The 16,826-nt window shown below is 44.1% G+C and carries 16 protein-coding genes; 12 read left to right on the forward strand and 4 right to left on the reverse strand.

The genetic code is table 11. From position 1 onward, the window contains the following. Positions 1-4 precede the first annotated feature (4 nt). The 11 genes from lpxD to SJY39_RS05345 all read left to right on the forward strand — a co-directional run bounded on the left by lpxD (position 5) and on the right by SJY39_RS05345 (position 12,205). Positions 5-1,036, forward strand: coding sequence for a UDP-3-O-(3-hydroxymyristoyl)glucosamine N-acyltransferase (gene lpxD / locus SJY39_RS05295; RefSeq protein ID WP_010436510.1), 1,032 nt, complete (start codon positions 5-7; stop codon positions 1,034-1,036). A gap of 91 nt (positions 1,037-1,127) precedes the next feature. After that, positions 1,128-1,580: a 3-hydroxyacyl-ACP dehydratase FabZ gene (gene fabZ, locus SJY39_RS05300; protein ID WP_009847408.1), complete on the forward strand. Its 453-nt coding sequence runs from the start codon at positions 1,128-1,130 to the stop codon at positions 1,578-1,580. Position 1,581: 1 nt separating this feature from the next. Continuing rightward, the gene (lpxA, locus tag SJY39_RS05305; RefSeq protein ID WP_010436512.1) at positions 1,582-2,370 is read left to right on the forward strand and encodes an acyl-ACP--UDP-N-acetylglucosamine O-acyltransferase; all 789 of its coding nucleotides are present in this window, start codon (positions 1,582-1,584) and stop codon (positions 2,368-2,370) included. A 128-nt stretch (positions 2,371-2,498) separates the two neighbouring features. Then, positions 2,499-3,695 (forward strand): lipid-A-disaccharide synthase, encoded by a 1,197-nt coding sequence (gene lpxB, locus SJY39_RS05310; RefSeq protein ID WP_010436514.1) that lies wholly within the window; start codon positions 2,499-2,501, stop codon positions 3,693-3,695. Positions 3,696-3,732: 37 nt separating this feature from the next. Continuing rightward, on the forward strand, positions 3,733-4,353 hold the full coding sequence (rnhB, locus tag SJY39_RS05315) for a ribonuclease HII (protein ID WP_016785005.1): 621 nt from the start codon (positions 3,733-3,735) through the stop codon (positions 4,351-4,353). Between the two features lie 161 nt (positions 4,354-4,514). Then, positions 4,515-7,994: a DNA polymerase III subunit alpha gene (dnaE, locus tag SJY39_RS05320; protein WP_010436518.1), complete on the forward strand. Its 3,480-nt coding sequence runs from the start codon at positions 4,515-4,517 to the stop codon at positions 7,992-7,994. A gap of 45 nt (positions 7,995-8,039) precedes the next feature. Beyond that, positions 8,040-8,999: an acetyl-CoA carboxylase carboxyl transferase subunit alpha gene (gene accA, locus SJY39_RS05325; RefSeq protein ID WP_010436520.1), complete on the forward strand. Its 960-nt coding sequence runs from the start codon at positions 8,040-8,042 to the stop codon at positions 8,997-8,999. 124 nt (positions 9,000-9,123) lie between these two features. Beyond that, the gene (tilS, locus tag SJY39_RS05330; RefSeq protein ID WP_016787746.1) at positions 9,124-10,464 is read left to right on the forward strand and encodes a tRNA lysidine(34) synthetase TilS; all 1,341 of its coding nucleotides are present in this window, start codon (positions 9,124-9,126) and stop codon (positions 10,462-10,464) included. A gap of 58 nt (positions 10,465-10,522) precedes the next feature. After that, complete coding sequence (locus SJY39_RS05335) at positions 10,523-10,834, forward strand: cytochrome c (RefSeq protein ID WP_010436524.1); 312 nt, start codon at positions 10,523-10,525, stop codon at positions 10,832-10,834. A 130-nt stretch (positions 10,835-10,964) separates the two neighbouring features. After that, positions 10,965-11,303: a nitrogen regulatory protein P-II gene (glnB, locus tag SJY39_RS05340; protein ID WP_004738609.1), complete on the forward strand. Its 339-nt coding sequence runs from the start codon at positions 10,965-10,967 to the stop codon at positions 11,301-11,303. A 59-nt stretch (positions 11,304-11,362) separates the two neighbouring features. Then, the gene (locus tag SJY39_RS05345; protein WP_010436530.1) at positions 11,363-12,205 is read left to right on the forward strand and encodes an endonuclease/exonuclease/phosphatase family protein; all 843 of its coding nucleotides are present in this window, start codon (positions 11,363-11,365) and stop codon (positions 12,203-12,205) included. Positions 12,206-12,315: 110 nt separating this feature from the next. Here the strand turns inward: SJY39_RS05345 and SJY39_RS05350 are convergent, their stop codons facing one another. From SJY39_RS05350 to gloB, 3 genes are all read right to left on the reverse strand, one after another. Continuing rightward, positions 12,316-13,002: a YIP1 family protein gene (locus SJY39_RS05350; protein WP_010436533.1), complete on the reverse strand. Its 687-nt coding sequence runs from the start codon at positions 13,000-13,002 to the stop codon at positions 12,316-12,318. After that, positions 12,999-14,570 carry a LysM peptidoglycan-binding domain-containing protein gene (locus tag SJY39_RS05355; RefSeq protein ID WP_010436536.1) on the reverse strand — a complete coding sequence of 524 codons (1,572 nt, stop codon included), beginning with the start codon at positions 14,568-14,570 and terminating at the stop codon, positions 12,999-13,001. Before SJY39_RS05355 ends, SJY39_RS05350 begins: the two co-directional genes overlap by 4 nt. Before the next feature lie 70 nt (positions 14,571-14,640). Further along, positions 14,641-15,399, reverse strand: a complete 759-nt coding sequence (gene gloB / locus SJY39_RS05360; RefSeq protein WP_010436538.1) for a hydroxyacylglutathione hydrolase — start codon at positions 15,397-15,399, stop codon at positions 14,641-14,643. Between the two features lie 53 nt (positions 15,400-15,452). Here gloB and SJY39_RS05365 point away from each other — a divergent pair, with 53 nt between their 5' ends. Next, positions 15,453-16,235, forward strand: a complete 783-nt coding sequence (locus SJY39_RS05365) for a class I SAM-dependent methyltransferase (protein WP_016787743.1) — start codon at positions 15,453-15,455, stop codon at positions 16,233-16,235. Between the two features lie 116 nt (positions 16,236-16,351). On the opposite strand, the gene rnhA is transcribed toward SJY39_RS05365, so the two are convergent. Next, a complete protein-coding gene (gene rnhA, locus SJY39_RS05370) occupies positions 16,352-16,816 on the reverse strand; it encodes a ribonuclease HI (RefSeq protein ID WP_010436543.1) in 465 nt (154 codons plus the stop codon). Between the last annotated feature and the right edge of the window lie 10 nt (positions 16,817-16,826).

Here is a 16,826-nt window from a genome sequence, read left to right on the forward strand (position 1 = left end):
TTTTATGAAGAACCTGACTTTAGCCGAATTGGCAACGATTACCGGTGGAGAGCTACATGGAGACGGTAGTATTACCGTCTCAGCAGTCGCTCCTATGGATAAAGCGCAAGAAGGTAACATTACGTTCCTTTCTAACGTTAAGTACAGCAAGCACTTAGGTGACTGTAAGGCATCCGCTATTATGGTCAAAGAGACTGAGCGTGAACTTTGTAAGACCAACGTTATTGTGGTTAATGACCCTTACGTTGCTTTTGCTAAAGTGGCTCAAGCGCTTGACACTACTCCAGCACCAGCTGCGGCTATTGCTGATTCTGCTTCAATTTCAGGCGATGCGACCATTGGACAAAATGTGTCTATTGGTGCAAACGCAGTGATTGAATCAGGCGTTGTACTTGGTGATGATGTAGTCATCGGTGCAGGTTGCTTTATTGGTAAAAACGCAAAGGTTGGCTCCGGCACTAAGTTGTGGGCGAATGTAAGCATTTATCATGAGGTTGTTATTGGCGATGCGTGTTTGATCCAATCAAGCACTGTCGTTGGCTCTGATGGCTTTGGTTATGCAAACGAGAAAGGCGAGTGGGTTAAGATTCCGCAAGTCGGTTCAGTTCGTATTGGTAATCGCGTAGAAATTGGCGCGTGTACAACCATCGACCGTGGTGCTTTGGACGATACTGTGATTGAAGATAATGTTATCTTAGATAACCAACTTCAAATTGCTCACAACGTTCACATCGGATATGGTTCTGCCCTTGCCGGTGGTACTATTGTCGCTGGCAGCACAACGATAGGTAAGTACTGTATCATTGGTGGTGGCTGCGTGATTAATGGTCACATTGAAATCGTTGACGGCGTTACAATCACTGGTATGGGGATGGTAATGCGTAGCATCACTGAGAAAGGCATGTACTCTTCTGGTATTCCTTTACAGCCAAACAAAGATTGGCGTAAAACAGCAACGCGTGTACATCGTATTGATGAAATGAACAAGCGTTTGAAAACCGTTGAAAAACTTATTGAGAAGAGCGCGGAATCATAATTCCAGCATTTCTAATAAAAGGCTCGCGAGCAGCGAGTCTTTTTCGTTTATAATCCTTCTAATTAAATAAAGAATATATAGGAATACGACTTTGACTACTGAACAGACAACGATGAACATTACTGAAATTCAGGAACTATTACCTCATCGCTACCCATTCTTAATGGTTGATCGTGTGACTAGCTTTGAAAAAGAAAAAACACTGACTGCAATTAAGAATGTCTCTGTTAACGAACCTCAGTTCACAGGCCACTTCCCACAACTTCCTGTATTCCCAGGCGTGTTGATCTTAGAAGCAATGGCACAAGCTACAGGTCTTTTGGCATTTAAATCCTTTGGTGCTCCTTCTGGCAATGAGCTTTACTACTTTGCAAGTGTCGATAAAGCAAAATTCCGTAAACCTGTAGTGCCAGGTGACCAGTTAGTTATCGAAGTTGAGTTTTTAAAAGAGCGTCGTGGTATCGCATCATTTAATGGTGTAGCTAAAGTAGACGGCGTCGTAGTATGTTCAGCTGAACTTAAATGTGCTCGTAGAGAGTTTTAATATGATTCATGAAACAGCGAAAATTCACCCGGCAGCAGTAATCGAAGGTGATGTGACAATCGGTGCTAACGTGACGGTTGGGCCTTTCACTTACATTGCTGGTAATGTGACTATTGGCGATGACACAGAAGTGATGTCACATGTTGTGATCAAAGGTCACACAACAATTGGTAAGCAAAATCGAATCTTCCCACACGCAGTGATTGGTGAAGAAAACCAAGATAAGAAATACGGCGGTGAAGACACAACTGTTGTGATCGGTGATCGTAATGTGATCCGTGAAGCAGTTCAGATCCACCGTGGTACAACTCAAGATAAAGCAACCACAGTGATTGGTGATGACAACCTACTTTGTGTCAATGCTCACGTAGCGCACGATGTAATTGTTGGTAACCATACTCATATTGGTAACAATGCGATTCTTGGTGGCCACGTAACCGTAGGCGATTACGCTGGCGTTATGGCGCTTTCTGCTATTCACCCATTCTGTTCAATCGGCGCTTACGCTTATATTGGCGGCTGCTCTGCTGTTGTTCAAGATGTACTGCCGTACGTGCTTGCGCAGGGCAACCATGCTGCTCCATTTGGTCTTAACCTAGTGGGCTTGAAGCGAAATGGGTTTGAGAAACCGGAAATCCGAGCATTACAAAAAGCGTACAAAGAGTTATACCGCTCAGGCAAAACACTTGAAGAAGCGAAAGTGGCTTTAGTTGAAATGGCGAAAGAGTTTACTTCTATAACTCCGATGTTAGAAATGCTAGAGAACTCTGAGCGCGGTATTATTCGTTAATACTTGATGTGGTTATGTACCAGTCAACATGAGTATGACAATCATTACTTCATCAGATTGGTATAACAAAAAGATCGCTACTTGTTAGGCGATCTTTTTTGTTTTAGGCAAGAAGGGAATTGAAAATTATGGCACAACAAGATGCGCATACTGATAGCTCTAACTTTGTTTCGAATGAACCACTGCGAGTCGGTATTGTTGTGGGAGAGCTCTCCGGAGACACGCTAGGTGAAGGTTTCATCAAAGCAATAAAATCCCAGTATCCGAATGCTGAGTTCGTAGGTATCGGTGGACCAAAGATGAAGGCTCTGGGTTGTGAATCTCTTTTCGAAATGGAAGAGCTTGCCGTAATGGGGTTAGTTGAAGTATTGGGTCGTTTACCTCGTTTGTTAAAAGTGAAAGCAGAACTGGTTAAGTATTTCACACAGAACCCACCAGATGTCTTTGTTGGTATTGATGCTCCTGACTTCAACCTGAGACTTGAGTTAGATCTGAAGAAAGCTGGAATTAAAACGGTTCATTATGTTAGCCCTTCAGTTTGGGCTTGGCGTCCTAAGCGTATCTTTAAAATCGATAAAGCAACTGATTTAGTCCTTGCTTTCTTGCCATTCGAAAAAGCGTTCTACGATAAATATAATGTTGCCTGTGAATTTGTTGGCCATACCTTGGCAGACGCTATCCCTCTGGACCCAAATAAGCAGGAAGCTCGAGAGCTTTTAGGTTTAGATCAAGATAAGCAGTGGCTTGCGGTATTGCCGGGTAGCCGTGGTGGTGAGATGAGTTTGATTGCTCAACCATTTATCGAAACGTGCCAACGCATTAAACAGAAATACCCTGATATCAATTTTGTTGTTGCGCTTGTTAACGAACAGCGTAAAAAACAGTTTACCGACATTTGGCAATCGACAGCACCTGAACTTGAATTCTCGTTAGTGGATGATACCGCGAGAAACGTAATTACCGCTGCTGATTCTGTGCTGCTTGCCTCAGGTACTGTTGCTCTTGAGTGTATGTTACTGAAACGCCCGATGGTCGTTGGCTACAAAGTAAATAAACTGACGGGATACATTGTTAAGAAATTATCGATTACCGAGTTCGTCTCATTGCCGAATATTTTGGCAGGTGAAGAGATAGTGAAAGAACATATTCTTGAAGAGTGTCACCCAGACTTTTTGTTTCCGTCTGTCGATAAAATGCTCTCAGCGGACAATACTGCGTTGATCGAACGCTTTACTGAGATGCATCATTGGATTCGTAAAGGCGCGGACAAGCAAGCAGCCAATGCAGTCTTGAACCTTATTAATAAGCCATTTGTTGAAGCGTAAGCGTTGATAGCTTTAATAGAGCACTAAGAGAATAATTATGGCAGTAAAAGAGAAAAAAGAACTTCCTCCTTTTGAGTATCCTGAGGGTTACCAGTTGTTTGCTGGTGTGGATGAAGTGGGGCGTGGGCCATTGGTTGGTGATGTAGTGACGGCTGCGGTTATTCTTGATCCAAATAATCCAATTGAAGGCTTGAACGACTCCAAAAAACTGTCTGAAAAAAAACGCCTTGCTTTACTTCCTGAAATCAAAGAAAAAGCGTTGGCGTGGTCTGTTGGTCGCTGTTCTCCTCAAGAGATTGATGAACTTAATATTCTGCAAGCAACCATGGTAGCGATGCAGCGTGCCATTGCCGGACTTAATATTCAGCCCGATATGGCATTAATCGATGGTAACCGTGTTCCTGAACTGCCGATGGACGGTATGGCTATTGTAAAGGGTGACTTACGAGTCGCTGAAATCAGTGCGGCGTCTATTATTGCTAAAGTGGTCCGTGATCAAGAGATGGAAGAACTTGATAAGATCCATCCCGAATTTGGTTTCGCTAAACATAAAGGTTACCCAACTAAAGCGCATTTCGAAGCAATTGAAAAACACGGCGTAACCGAACATTACCGTAAGAGCTTCAAACCAGTAAAACGTATTTTAGGTATCGATTAACGTGCTTTGGCCAACGCTTTAAATTGGTTCGAGCTTTATATTGATTAGGGCTTCGTATTGATTTAAACGTAGCAGCGAATAAAGTTGCCTATTTGCGGCAGAAAAAAATAGAATACACACAGTTGTAATCCTAGGCTTGAGCCTAGAACTCAGGAAAAATAATGTCAGATCCAAAATTTGTTCACCTACGCGTACACAGTGACTTTTCGATGGTGGATGGCCTATCTAAGGTGCCACCATTAGTAAAAAAAGTAGCTGAAATGGGTATGCCTGCTCTAGCACTTACCGACTTTACCAACCTTTGTGGCTTGGTTAAGTTTTACGGTACTGCCCATGGGTGTGGGGTTAAACCTATTATTGGTGCGGACTTCGTTATGCAGTCTCCAGAATTTGGTGACGAGTTAACAAAGTTGACAATACTGGCCACGGATAACAAGGGTTACAACAACCTTACTTTATTGATCTCGAAGGCCTATCTTCGTGGTCATGTACAGCATCAACCTGTTCTCGATAAAGAATGGTTAATTGAGCATGCAGAAGGCCTGATTATTTTATCGGGCGCCAAAGATGGTGAGATTGGCAAAGCGTTACTGAAAGGTAACCGTGAACTTGTCGCGAGCAGCGTTGAGTTTTACAAAACGTATTTCGCAGATCGTTTTTACCTTGAGCTTATTCGTACCGGGCGTCCGGATGAAGAGTCTTACCTACACTTTGCATTAGAACTGGCAGAACAAGAAGATTTGCCTGTTGTTGCGACGAATGAAGTGGTGTTCCTAACCGAAGATCTTTTTGACGCTCACGAAATCCGCGTAGCGATCCACGACGGTTTTACAATGGTTGATCCACGTCGACCAAAAAACTACAGCGCACAGCAATACCTTCGTAGCGAAGAAGAGATGTGCGAGTTGTTCTCTGATATCCCTGAAGCTCTGGAAAACAGTGTCGAGATTGCTAAGCGTTGTAATGTAACCGTTCGCCTTGGCGAATACTTCTTGCCTAACTTCCCAACCGAAGGTTTAGCGATTGAAGACTTCCTGATTAAGAAGTCAGAAGAAGGTCTTGAGCGTCGTTTAGAGTTTCTATTCCCTGACGAAAAAATCCGAGCAGAGCGTAGGCCAGAGTACGATGAGCGCCTCAAAATTGAACTTGAAGTTGTCAATAACATGGGGTTCCCAGGCTACTTCTTGATTGTTATGGAGTTCATCCAGTGGTCCAAAGACAACGATGTACCTGTTGGTCCAGGCCGTGGTTCTGGTGCTGGTTCTTTGGTGGCTTATGCATTGGATATCACCGATCTTGACCCACTTGAATACGATCTACTTTTTGAACGTTTCTTGAACCCAGAGCGTGTATCGATGCCCGATTTTGATATCGATTTCTGTATGGATAAGCGTGACCAAGTCATTGATCACGTTGCAGAAATGTATGGCCGTGATGCTGTTTCGCAGATCATCACCTTCGGTACCATGGCAGCGAAAGCGGTAATTCGAGATGTAGGTCGTGTGTTAGGCCACCCATTTGGCTTTGTTGACCGAATTTCTAAGCTAGTTCCGCCTGACCCGGGTATGACGCTAGAGAAAGCCTTCCTCGCTGAACCCGCATTACCTGAACTCTATGATGGTGATGAAGAAGTTCGTGAGCTGATTGATAAATGTCGAATTCTAGAAGGTTGTACACGAAACGCTGGTAAGCACGCTGGGGGGGTTGTAATCTCACCCACCACGATTACTGACTTTGCACCTATTTATGCCGATGCGGAAGGTAACTTCCCAGTAACGCAATTCGATAAGAATGACGTAGAAACCGCTGGCTTGGTTAAGTTTGACTTCTTGGGGTTGCGTACCTTAACTATTATCGATTGGGCATTGGGCTTAGTGAATCCACGTTTGGCAAAAGAGGGTAAAGATCCGGTTCGTATCGAGTCGATTCCTCTTGATGACCAAGCGTCGTTTAACTTATTACAAAATTCTGAAACGACGGCGGTATTCCAGCTGGAATCTCGCGGTATGAAAGACCTGATCAAGCGTCTACAGCCCGACTGTTTTGAAGATATCATCGCATTAGTGGCCTTGTTCCGTCCGGGCCCTCTTCAATCAGGTATGGTAGATAACTTTATCGACCGTAAACATGGACGAGAAGCAGTATCTTACCCCGATGAAACGTGGCAACACGAGTCGTTAAAAGAAACATTAGAACCGACTTACGGCATCATCCTGTATCAAGAACAGGTAATGCAAATCGCTCAGATTCTGGCGGGTTATACGCTTGGTGGAGCCGATATGCTGCGTCGTGCGATGGGTAAGAAAAAGCCTGAAGAGATGGCAAAACAGCGCGGTACCTTTAAAGAGGGTGCTGAAGCTAACGGTGTTGATGGCGAATTGGCCATGAAGATCTTTGACTTGGTAGAGAAGTTTGCGGGCTACGGCTTCAACAAATCTCACTCGGCTGCCTACGCATTGGTTTCTTATCAAACATTATGGCTGAAAACGCACTACCCAGCGGAATTTATGGCGGCGGTAATGACCGCAGATATGGACAACACGGAGAAGGTTATTGGCCTTGTTGATGAGTGTTTCCGTATGAAGCTTAAGCTTCTTCCACCTGATATCAATTCAGGCCTATACCGATTCAATGTCGATGAAGACGGAGCGATTGTTTATGGTATTGGTGCGATAAAAGGGGTGGGTGAAGGCCCTATTGAAGCGATTATTGAAGCGCGCAATAAGGGCGGTTACTTTAAAGATTTATTCGACTTCTGTGCGCGTCTTGATCTGAAGAAGGTTAACAAACGTGTTATCGAAAAGTTGATTCTATCTGGAGCCTTAGATAGATTAGGTCCTCACCGTGCTGCGATGATGGCGTCATTGAAAGATGCAGTTAAAGCTGCAAGCCAACATCACCATGCTGAGTCGTTTGGTCAATCCGACATGTTTGGTGTGTTGACTGATGCTCCAGAAGAGGTTGAACACAAGTATACTCAAGTACCTAAATGGCCTGAAAAAGTTTGGCTTGAAGGTGAGCGAGAAACACTGGGTTTGTATTTAACGGGTCACCCGGTGAATGCTTACATCAAAGAGTTAGCAAAATACACCAGCTGTCGTTTGAAAGATGCTACGCCAACGCGTCGTGACCAATCATTAACGATTGCAGGCTTGGTCATTGCTGCTAGGGTCATGACCACGAAACGCGGTACACGAATCGGTTTAATGACACTTGATGACCGATCTGGCCGAATGGAAGTGATGTTGTTCTCTGATGCACTCGATCGCTACGCAGAATTGCTCGAAAAAGACAAAATTGTGGTCGTTTCTGGACAGGTCAGCTTTGATGACTTCAACGGTGGGCTTAAAATGTCCGCGCGCGAGGTCATGGACTTAGGAAGCGCCCGTGAAAAATATGCTCGTGGGGTATCGATATCTATCGATCAATCCCAGATTAATGGTCAATTTTTTGAACGCTTTGGTCAAATCTTAGAACCTTATAGAGCCGGAACGGTCCCAGTCAATGTATACTACCAACGTGCCGACGCTAGAGCGCGGTTAACATTGGGCACAGAATGGCGTGTGACGCCAAGTGATACATTACTAGACGAATTAAAACAGCTGCTTGGAAATAGCCAAGTAGAACTCGAATTTAACTAAAATTTAGCTTCGCTAACGTGGAGCTGAATCAACAAGGATTCATAGATGAGCCTGAACTTTCTAGAATTTGAAAAGCCTATCGCTGAACTTGAAGCAAAAATCGAAGCGCTACGTGACGTTTCTCGTCACGGTGGTGACGCAGCGGTAGATCTAGACAAAGAAATCGAACAACTAGAGAAAAAAAGCTTAGAGCTTAAACAGAAAATCTTTAGTGACTTAGGTGCGTGGCAGGTGGCTCAACTTGCTCGCCACCCTCAACGTCCTTATACCAAAGATTACCTGGAGCATGCATTCACAGAATTTGAAGAGATGGCGGGTGATCGCGCTTACGCTGACGATAAAGCAATTGTGGGTGGTATGGCTCGTCTAAATGGCCGTCCTGTTATGGTTATTGGTCATCAAAAAGGTCGCGAGACCAAAGAAAAAGTGATCCGTAACTTTGGTATGCCAAAGCCTGAGGGTTACCGTAAGGCTCTTCGCTTAATGGAAACGGCTGAGCGTTTCAACATGCCAATTATTACTTTCATCGACACGGCGGGTGCATACCCTGGTGTTGGTGCTGAAGAGCGTGGCCAATCTGAAGCTATCGCAAAAAATCTAAAGGTAATGGCTGGTCTATCTGTACCAGTTATCTGTAACGTTGTCGGTGAAGGCGGTTCTGGTGGTGCACTAGCGATCGGCGTTGGTGATTACGTGAACATGCTTCAGTACTCTACGTACTCAGTAATATCTCCAGAAGGCTGTGCTTCAATCCTATGGCGTGATTCAGATAAAGCGCCACAAGCTGCAGAAGCAATGGGTCTAGTTGCTCCTCGTCTTAAAGAGCTTGAACTTATCGACGAAATCATTCCTGAGCCTCTAGGTGGCGCGCACCGCGATCCAGTACAAACTGCTCAGAACATGAAAGACATGCTAGTCAAACAACTAGAAGAGCTAGAGCAGTTTGATAATGAAGCGCTTCTTGAGCGTCGTTACCAGCGTCTAATGAGCTACGGTTACTGCTGATAAGCGTGCCTTGAAATGAGGCAGCTTCAAGTAACAAGATGATGAAAGGGTTGGACTCAGTACCAACCCTTTTTTATTATTAGAACATACCCCCGTCAAACCTACTCTCATGGTTCACTCGCTCATGACTCACTTAATCAAAACCTTTACATCGGCACTTCATCAAAGCGCACTTAAGCCTAGTAGATTGATCGTGGCTTTCAGTGGCGGTGTTGATTCTCGAGTTTTGTTAGAGTTAGCGGCACAGTACGCGCAAACGCATGACATTGAGTGTCGTGCGGTACATGTTCACCATGGCCTAAGCGAAAACGCCGACTACTGGGTAGAACGATGCCAAGCATGGTGTGATGTGTTGTCGGTATCTTTGGCTGTAGAGCGAGTATCATTAGATCTTAATAGTGGCGAGAGCGTTGAAAAGCTTGCGCGAGACGCTCGATATAAAGCTTTTGAGCAGCATGTCAGATCGGGTGATGTGTTAGTCACGGGTCAGCACATTGATGACCAACTTGAGACTTTCTTGTTAGCGTTAAAACGTGGAAGTGGCCCAAAAGGACTCTCTTCTATGGCGAATATTATGCCGTTTGGGAAAGCTTTCATGCTTCGTCCTCTGCTGTCGGTGACCCGCTCAGATATTGAAACATCAGCTCATAATATGGGTTTAACTTGGGTCGAAGATGAGAGTAATCAAGACCTGCGCTATGACCGTAATTTTATTCGTCACCAAGTTACGCCGACATTAATTGAACGATGGCCTAGTTTTCGAGAGTCGGTCAGTCGCAGCGCTCAACTGTGCGCAGAACAAGAGTTGCTACTCGATGAACTGCTTGAGTCTCACTTTCAGCAAGCTTTGAGGGGCAATAAGAGCCTAAGCCTAAGCATTGAGGCCTTATCTCAGCATTCTGATTTACTGCGCGCACGCTTGCTAAGAATGTGGTTGAACCATTGCAATCAACCTATGCCGAGCCAAAAGCAGCTAAAACTTATTTGGGATGAGGTAGCCTGTGCTCAGGCAGATGCCAATCCTAAGCTGGTGTTGAATGATGTTGAGATTAGGCGTTTTAATAACCAGCTCTATTTGGTACAAGACACCCAAGATTTGTCGAGCTGGCAAAGTGATATTTCAGCGGAAGGTAGCTTAGTTCTGCCTGATGGTTTAGGGGAGCTACACTTAAGTTCAGCGATGAGTGAGGGCGTATCTAGCAACCGTGATTTGCAAAGCTTTAGTTTGTCGGATAAAAGCGTAACACTAAGGGTGATTTTTAATCCGGAAGGATTATCGGCTCACCCTGTTGGACGCGGGCATAGCAGAAAGCTTAAGAAGCTCTTTCAAGAGTATCAGGTACCAAGTTGGTTACGACGTCGAACACCAATATTAATGGATGGTGATCGAGTGATCGCAGTTTTAGGCTTATTCGTAGATAAAAACTACGAAGGTCAAGATTGTGAAGCGCTTTGGAGCAAGTAAAAAAAGTTTGTGTCACAATTTGACGTTACTTTAATAAAAATAATTAATGGAATATGCAATGAAGAAAATTACACTAGGATTAGTTATTGGATTTGGACTATTGAGTGGTAATGCTCTGGCAGGGGATGTTGCCGCAGGTCAAGCTAAAGCCGCAATCTGTGCAGCATGTCATGGTGCAGATGGAATCGCTGTCATCCCCGGTTACCCGAACCTCAAGGGACAGAATGAACAGTATATTGTGTCATCAATTAACGCGTACAAAACAAAGCAACGTAATGGCGGCTTAGCAGCTGTAATGCAAGCTCAAGCTTCAATGTTAAGTGATGATGATATCGCGAACCTAGCTGCTTACTATGCAAGCCTTAAATAAAGTTTCCTCAAAGCGCTAATTAAACAAGATGATAAATTTCGAGCCAGAGCTTTAAAGCTCTGGCTTTTTTCATTGAATGTTTACAATAGCTAACCGATAATGAGCTATTCGTACAGTTTAAGGGATGAACATGAAAAAGATTGAAGCGATTATCAAGCCATTTAAGCTTGATGATGTACGTGAAGCACTTGCAGAAGTTGGCATTACAGGTATGACTGTATCTGAAGTAAAAGGTTTCGGACGTCAGAAAGGTCATACTGAGCTATACCGTGGCGCAGAGTATATGGTCGACTTTTTGCCAAAAGTGAAATTAGAAATTGTCGTGACTGATGAAGTTGCGGATCAATGCGTAGATACCATTATCGAAACGGCTCAAACCGGTAAGATTGGTGACGGTAAGATCTTCATTACTGATGTTGAACGTGTGGTACGTATTCGTACTGGCGAAGAAGACGAAGACGCTGTATAAAAAACGATTACCCTAAAAGGAGCGCTTATCGCTCCTTTTTCATTTCTGGTGGGTGTTGTATGTTTAAGAAAACCATCATTGTTATCGCAGTTTTGATAACACTTGTTGTTGCTAGTTTTCATCTTATCTTCGTTATTCCTCAAAAACCTAATCTGGTTACTTCCTCTTATAGCACCAGTAACGATACCTATAGTTGCTATCAAAATTCACTACCTAAATCGATTGATGTTTCAGACGGATTGAGCCTAATTGTGTGGAATATCTACAAGCAAAACCGCAATAACTGGCAGAATGAACTGAATCAATTGACGGAGGGAAGTGATTTAGTGTTGTTACAAGAAGCACGTATGACTAAAGAGCTTAGTCAATGGGTGACAAGCGGACAGTGGGGAAGTACTCGTGTTAATGCGTTTGAAGTTTTTGAACAAAGTGCGGGTGTGCTTAGTCTAGCGACCCATTTACCGATCGAAGCTTGTGCATATACTCATGAAGAGCCTTGGCTTCAACTGCCTAAATCTGCACTTTGGTCTCGCTATCAGTTAAGTAATGGAGAAGAGCTTGCCGTCATTAATATCCATGCCGTGAACTTTACGTTTGGCACCGAAGATTATAAAGCTCAGCTTAAAAGCCTAACCGATAACCTGCAAAAATATCGCGGACCAGTCATTTTTGCTGGCGATTTTAACAGCTGGAGCGAAGCTCGCTTTGCGGTATTGAAAGAGGCGTTGGAAAAAGTTGGTCTGACCGAGGTTGTTTTTGACCCTGATAACCGAACTCAGTTTATGACAGGTTTGGTGCTTGACCACGTGTTCTATCGAGGGTTAGAGGTAGAAAAAGCAAAAGCGCCCATTACGGACGCTTCTGATCATAACCCAATGCGAGTGACCTTTAAGGCTAGATAGTAACAAGCCAATGGCAATTAGCTATTTGCACAGTGGTTACTTTTAATAATTAGCTAATGAAACAAATAGACTAGTGAGTATCCTCTAGCCTTTATTTTATCGACTCAAGCTTAGAATATTAAAATGTAGAGAGCCCAGATTAGGTAGTAACCAACCCATGGCAAACCAGAGATGACCAGTGCTTGTCCGCGTTCAAATTCAGTCCACGTCAGCACTGCGGCATAACCTAGCACGATGTACCAAGGTAACAAAAGCGGTAATGAGCTCGCGAACTGTGACCAGTCATTGGTTAGTGGTAACTTGATTAAGCCGTTTAAGCTGTTCAAGTCAGCGGCGTAGCTCATCACCTGTCCATGTTTGAGGAGTAGGCTTGCGTAGCTTGCTACATCACCTAAAACCGCAGGGAACATCACAACCGATGAAGCGGCAAACCATCTCCAGTAACTATGCTGATGTTGGCTTGGCTTTGTTGCGAGGTTAAACCAGAATGCCAACAGAGCAATGCTTAGTGTACGGCCAAATACATCACTGATGATTTCGCTCGCGAGTAGAGTATTGCTGTCAAGTAATGCCAATTGGTCAGGATTAGTTTCAGCCAGTTGCTGTGACAATTCTGAACTTAACCATGCAAAATCTACATTTGAAAAATAGGCACCCCAAAATAAAAATGGGCTGAGTATTAATACAACGTAGGGTTGCCATCCCCAAGCACTTCGTTGATAAAGCGCTAAGAAACAAGCCGTTGGTGAACGGAAAATATCCAACAGCATGACGAGTGGGTTGCTTGACGGGTTCATACACTTACCTTAGTTACATCAACATACAGCTTCAGTTTTTGTCCTGGCTGTAGGTATTTCTTGTTCTGCAAAGTGTTCCATTTTACAACATCTGCACTTTTTACTTTGAACTTTGATGCAATACCGCTGACTGTGTCACCTGATCTTACGTTATAGAAGACAGTGCGTATGATAGAGCCGTCTGAACTATTCTTCCAGATGACCAGTTCTTGACCAACTCGAAGTGTGTCGCGTGGCCCCATACCATTCCACTTAGCCAGCGATTGGTGAGAGACTTTGTTTGCGCGCGCAATCGTCCATAAGCTGTCACCACTTTTTACTGTATGACTGAGCTTATATTGGCCGCGACTCTTCGACTGTGTGTTAGCTAGGCGGTTTGAAGCGCTTAGTGCATATGTTTTGTCGTCTTTGGTTGAGGTTGGGATAAGCAGGTGCTGACCAATACGGATATTGTTGTTGCTCATCCCGTTTGCAGAGCGAATCACTTTACTGGTGGTGCTGTATTTACTCGCCAGTACGCTGATGCTATCGCCAGATTGCACTTTATAGCGCACCAATTTCATACCTTTGCCTTTATTAGCTGCCACTTCTTTGTTGAACTTTTCAACAGAGCTTAGAGGAAGCAATAATTGCTGATGTTTTTCTGGTGCCGTCGCCCACTGGTTATAAGCCGGATTGTAGCCTTGCAGTTCTTTAACTGGAATACCTGCGTAGCTAGCAGCAATCGCGAGATCGAGCTGTTCATCTGGGTTCACCAGAGTTAATACGGGTTTGTTAGGAATAGCTGGAATATCAATTCCATATTTCTCTTGATTTGCGATTACATCAGCCAGCGCGAGTAGCTTAGGAACATAGCTGCTGGTCTCTTTTGGTAAATCTAGAGAGAAGAAGTCGATTGGTTTACCTAGTTTCTTGTTCTTACGAATTGCGCTGTTTACTCGACCGCCACCACTATTGTAGGCCGCAATCGCATGGTTCCAATCGCCATCAAAGCGTCTATTTAGGTCCGAAAGGAAATCCAATGCCGCATCGGTAGAAGCGGCTACGTCACGACGACCGTCATACCAGAAGTTCTGTTCTAGCCCATAGTCTTTGCCGGTGCCAGAAATGAATTGCCATAGTCCTGCAGCACTGCCATGAGAGTAGGCAAACGCATCAAAAGAACTTTCTACAACTGGCAACAACGCCAATTCTAATGGCAACCCTTTTTCTTCAATCTTCGTCGTAATCAGATAAAGAAAAGGTTCAGCACGTTGTGAGACGGTTTTGAGGTGACTAGGGTGTTTTAGATACCAAGTTCGGTAGTAGTCGACTTTCTTTTCGTCGGGTACTTCCATTTCAAGTTGCATCGCAATGCGTTTCCAAACATCTTCTTGTGTTTGTGGAGTAACGATAGGTGCTTCAACTTTGGATTCTTCTTTGGTCGCTTCTGATGAAACGTTCGTTTGAGAAACTTCTTTAGTAGGAGATGTGTTGGTTTGCTCGGAAGCTTGGTCTGGATTCTCTGACTGAGTTAATTGGCAACCAGAAAGTAGTAATACCAAAGCCCAGCTGTACTTAACTCGCATGTTACAGCCTTTTTAATAAACGGCTGCTGATAATACTTGCCACTCCCTATGAGTGACAAGTATGGATTTGTTAAAATTCGTTCTTCCACGCACGTAAAGCGGTAAAGACTGATAAAGGATCGGTCTGCTCGGTACGATTAGATACTGATTTAACTACACTTGGCTCTGTGTAACGTAAGAAAGGGTTCACAAACTTCTCTTGTCTCAAATTTGTGGGGATGGTCGACTTATTCTGAGCGCGCAGTCGGTTTACTTGGTCTCGATATTGCTGCAAATGTTGGTTATCAGGTTCAACGGCAAGTGCGAAAGCGACATTAGCTGCTGTGTACTCGTGTGCACAATAGACTTCCGTTTCTTGAGGAAGTGCCGTGATCTTATTCAGCGCGTCAAACATTTGTTGTGGTGTGCCTTCCATGATTCGACCACAACCCGCTGAGAACAATACATCGCCACAAAATAACTTAGCATCACCGACATAACCGATGTGACCTGCGGTGTGTCCACTGAGCCCAAGTACTAGAAAGACTTCGCCAAACAGCTCTAACTGGTCACCATCGTCGACAGGGTGAGTCAACGTTGGGATCGGTTCGTTCTTTGGGCCCACTACATCAACGCCAGGGTGTTGCCTTACTAATTCTGGAACGCCACCAATGTGATCATGGTGGTGGTGTGTAATCAAGATTGCATCTAAAGTTAGCTCATGATGTGCCAAGTACTCTAATACTGGAGCCGCATCACCAGGGTCGACGACAGCACAACGGCGATCGCTATTTTCAATCAGCCAGATGTAATTATCGTTAAATGCAGGTATGCTTTTGATATGTAACATTATTGGATCTCCAGTCACTTTTAGTGAGACAGAATAAGTGAGATAGATTATTGATGAAGCCAGCGCGTAGCAGAAAGAAGTTTGAGCGTCCTTACACTTGGGCACAGTTGCACAATGGGGACTGGTTGAGAGAATCAATTCAAACTCGACTCGATGAGTGGTGTCCAAAGCTTTTTGGTTACCACATGCTCAAGCTCGGCGGCCTCAGTAGTGAGATTTCTAGCTGCACATGCAACATTCAACATCAAGTAAACCTAGATATCCAGAACCCATTACATAATGTGATAGCGGATGGCTATAATTTACCCTTTTTAGAGAAAAGTTTTGATGTTGTGGTGCTCAGTCATCAATTAGATTATAGCAATGACCCACATAGGTTATTGAGAGAAGTTGACCGAGTGATGATGGACGATGGCTATATTATCATCACAGGCTTTAATCCGTTTAGTCTTACTGGGCTTGCGAGTTTACTACCTTGGCGAAGAAACAGTTTACCTTGGAGTGGGCGCATGTATACGCCAAGTCGAGTTAAAGACTGGTTAGGTGTACTAAATTATGAAGTGATCCACTGTGATACCTACGCGCTGTTTCCGATGAGTAAATATCAGGCGATGTGGACTTGGTTAGAGAATAGCTTGGGCGGTTGTGCCTCCTTTGCGGGAAGCCAATACTTTATTGTTGCTCGCAAGCGTACTTATCCGCTCAAACCGATTAAGCCTCATTGGCACCTTAAACGACGTTTTTCTCCTGTTGGAGCGAGCTTTAGAACCAATACGCGTCGTACAATGGATTCAGCCAAAGCTTCATACCCGCTAAAAACAGAAAAAGCCGACTAGAGGTCGGCTTTTCATCTATTCATTGGGCTAAGAAATTATCAATTTCTTTAATAAGTTATCAATCAGTTCGAGAAACTATCTTGGTTCAAATGTTACATCGAATTGAACCAAGATAATTAGCTTGGTTGATAACCAGTATCCTCTTGAGTTGGATTCTCAGCCGCAGTTCGCGCTAGGTCATCACACATTTCGTTTTCTCTGTGTCCCGCATGTCCTTTTACCCAGCGCCAATCAACGGTGTGACGAGCAGTTTCTTTATCAAGCCTTTGCCAAAGATCGGCGTTTTTAACAGGTTTCTTATCAGCTGTTTTCCAATCTCGCTTTTTCCAGTTGTGAATCCACTGTGTGATACCTTGGCGTACGTATTGGCTATCGGTGGTCAAAATCACAGAGCAAGGCTCTTTGAGGGTTTGGAGAGCAACAACAGCGGCGAGCATTTCCATACGGTTATTGGTTGTTAGCGTGAAGCCTTCTGCTAGTGTCTTTTCGACTTTTTTGTAGCGAAGTACGATACCATAGCCACCCGGACCAGGGTTACCTAAACAAGAACCATCAGTGAAAATTTCAACTTGTTTCGTCATGATTTGATAC

The sequence above is a fragment of the Vibrio sp. R78045 genome (assembly GCF_042466085.1).
GTDB classification, from domain to species: domain Bacteria; phylum Pseudomonadota; class Gammaproteobacteria; order Enterobacterales; family Vibrionaceae; genus Vibrio; species Vibrio cyclitrophicus.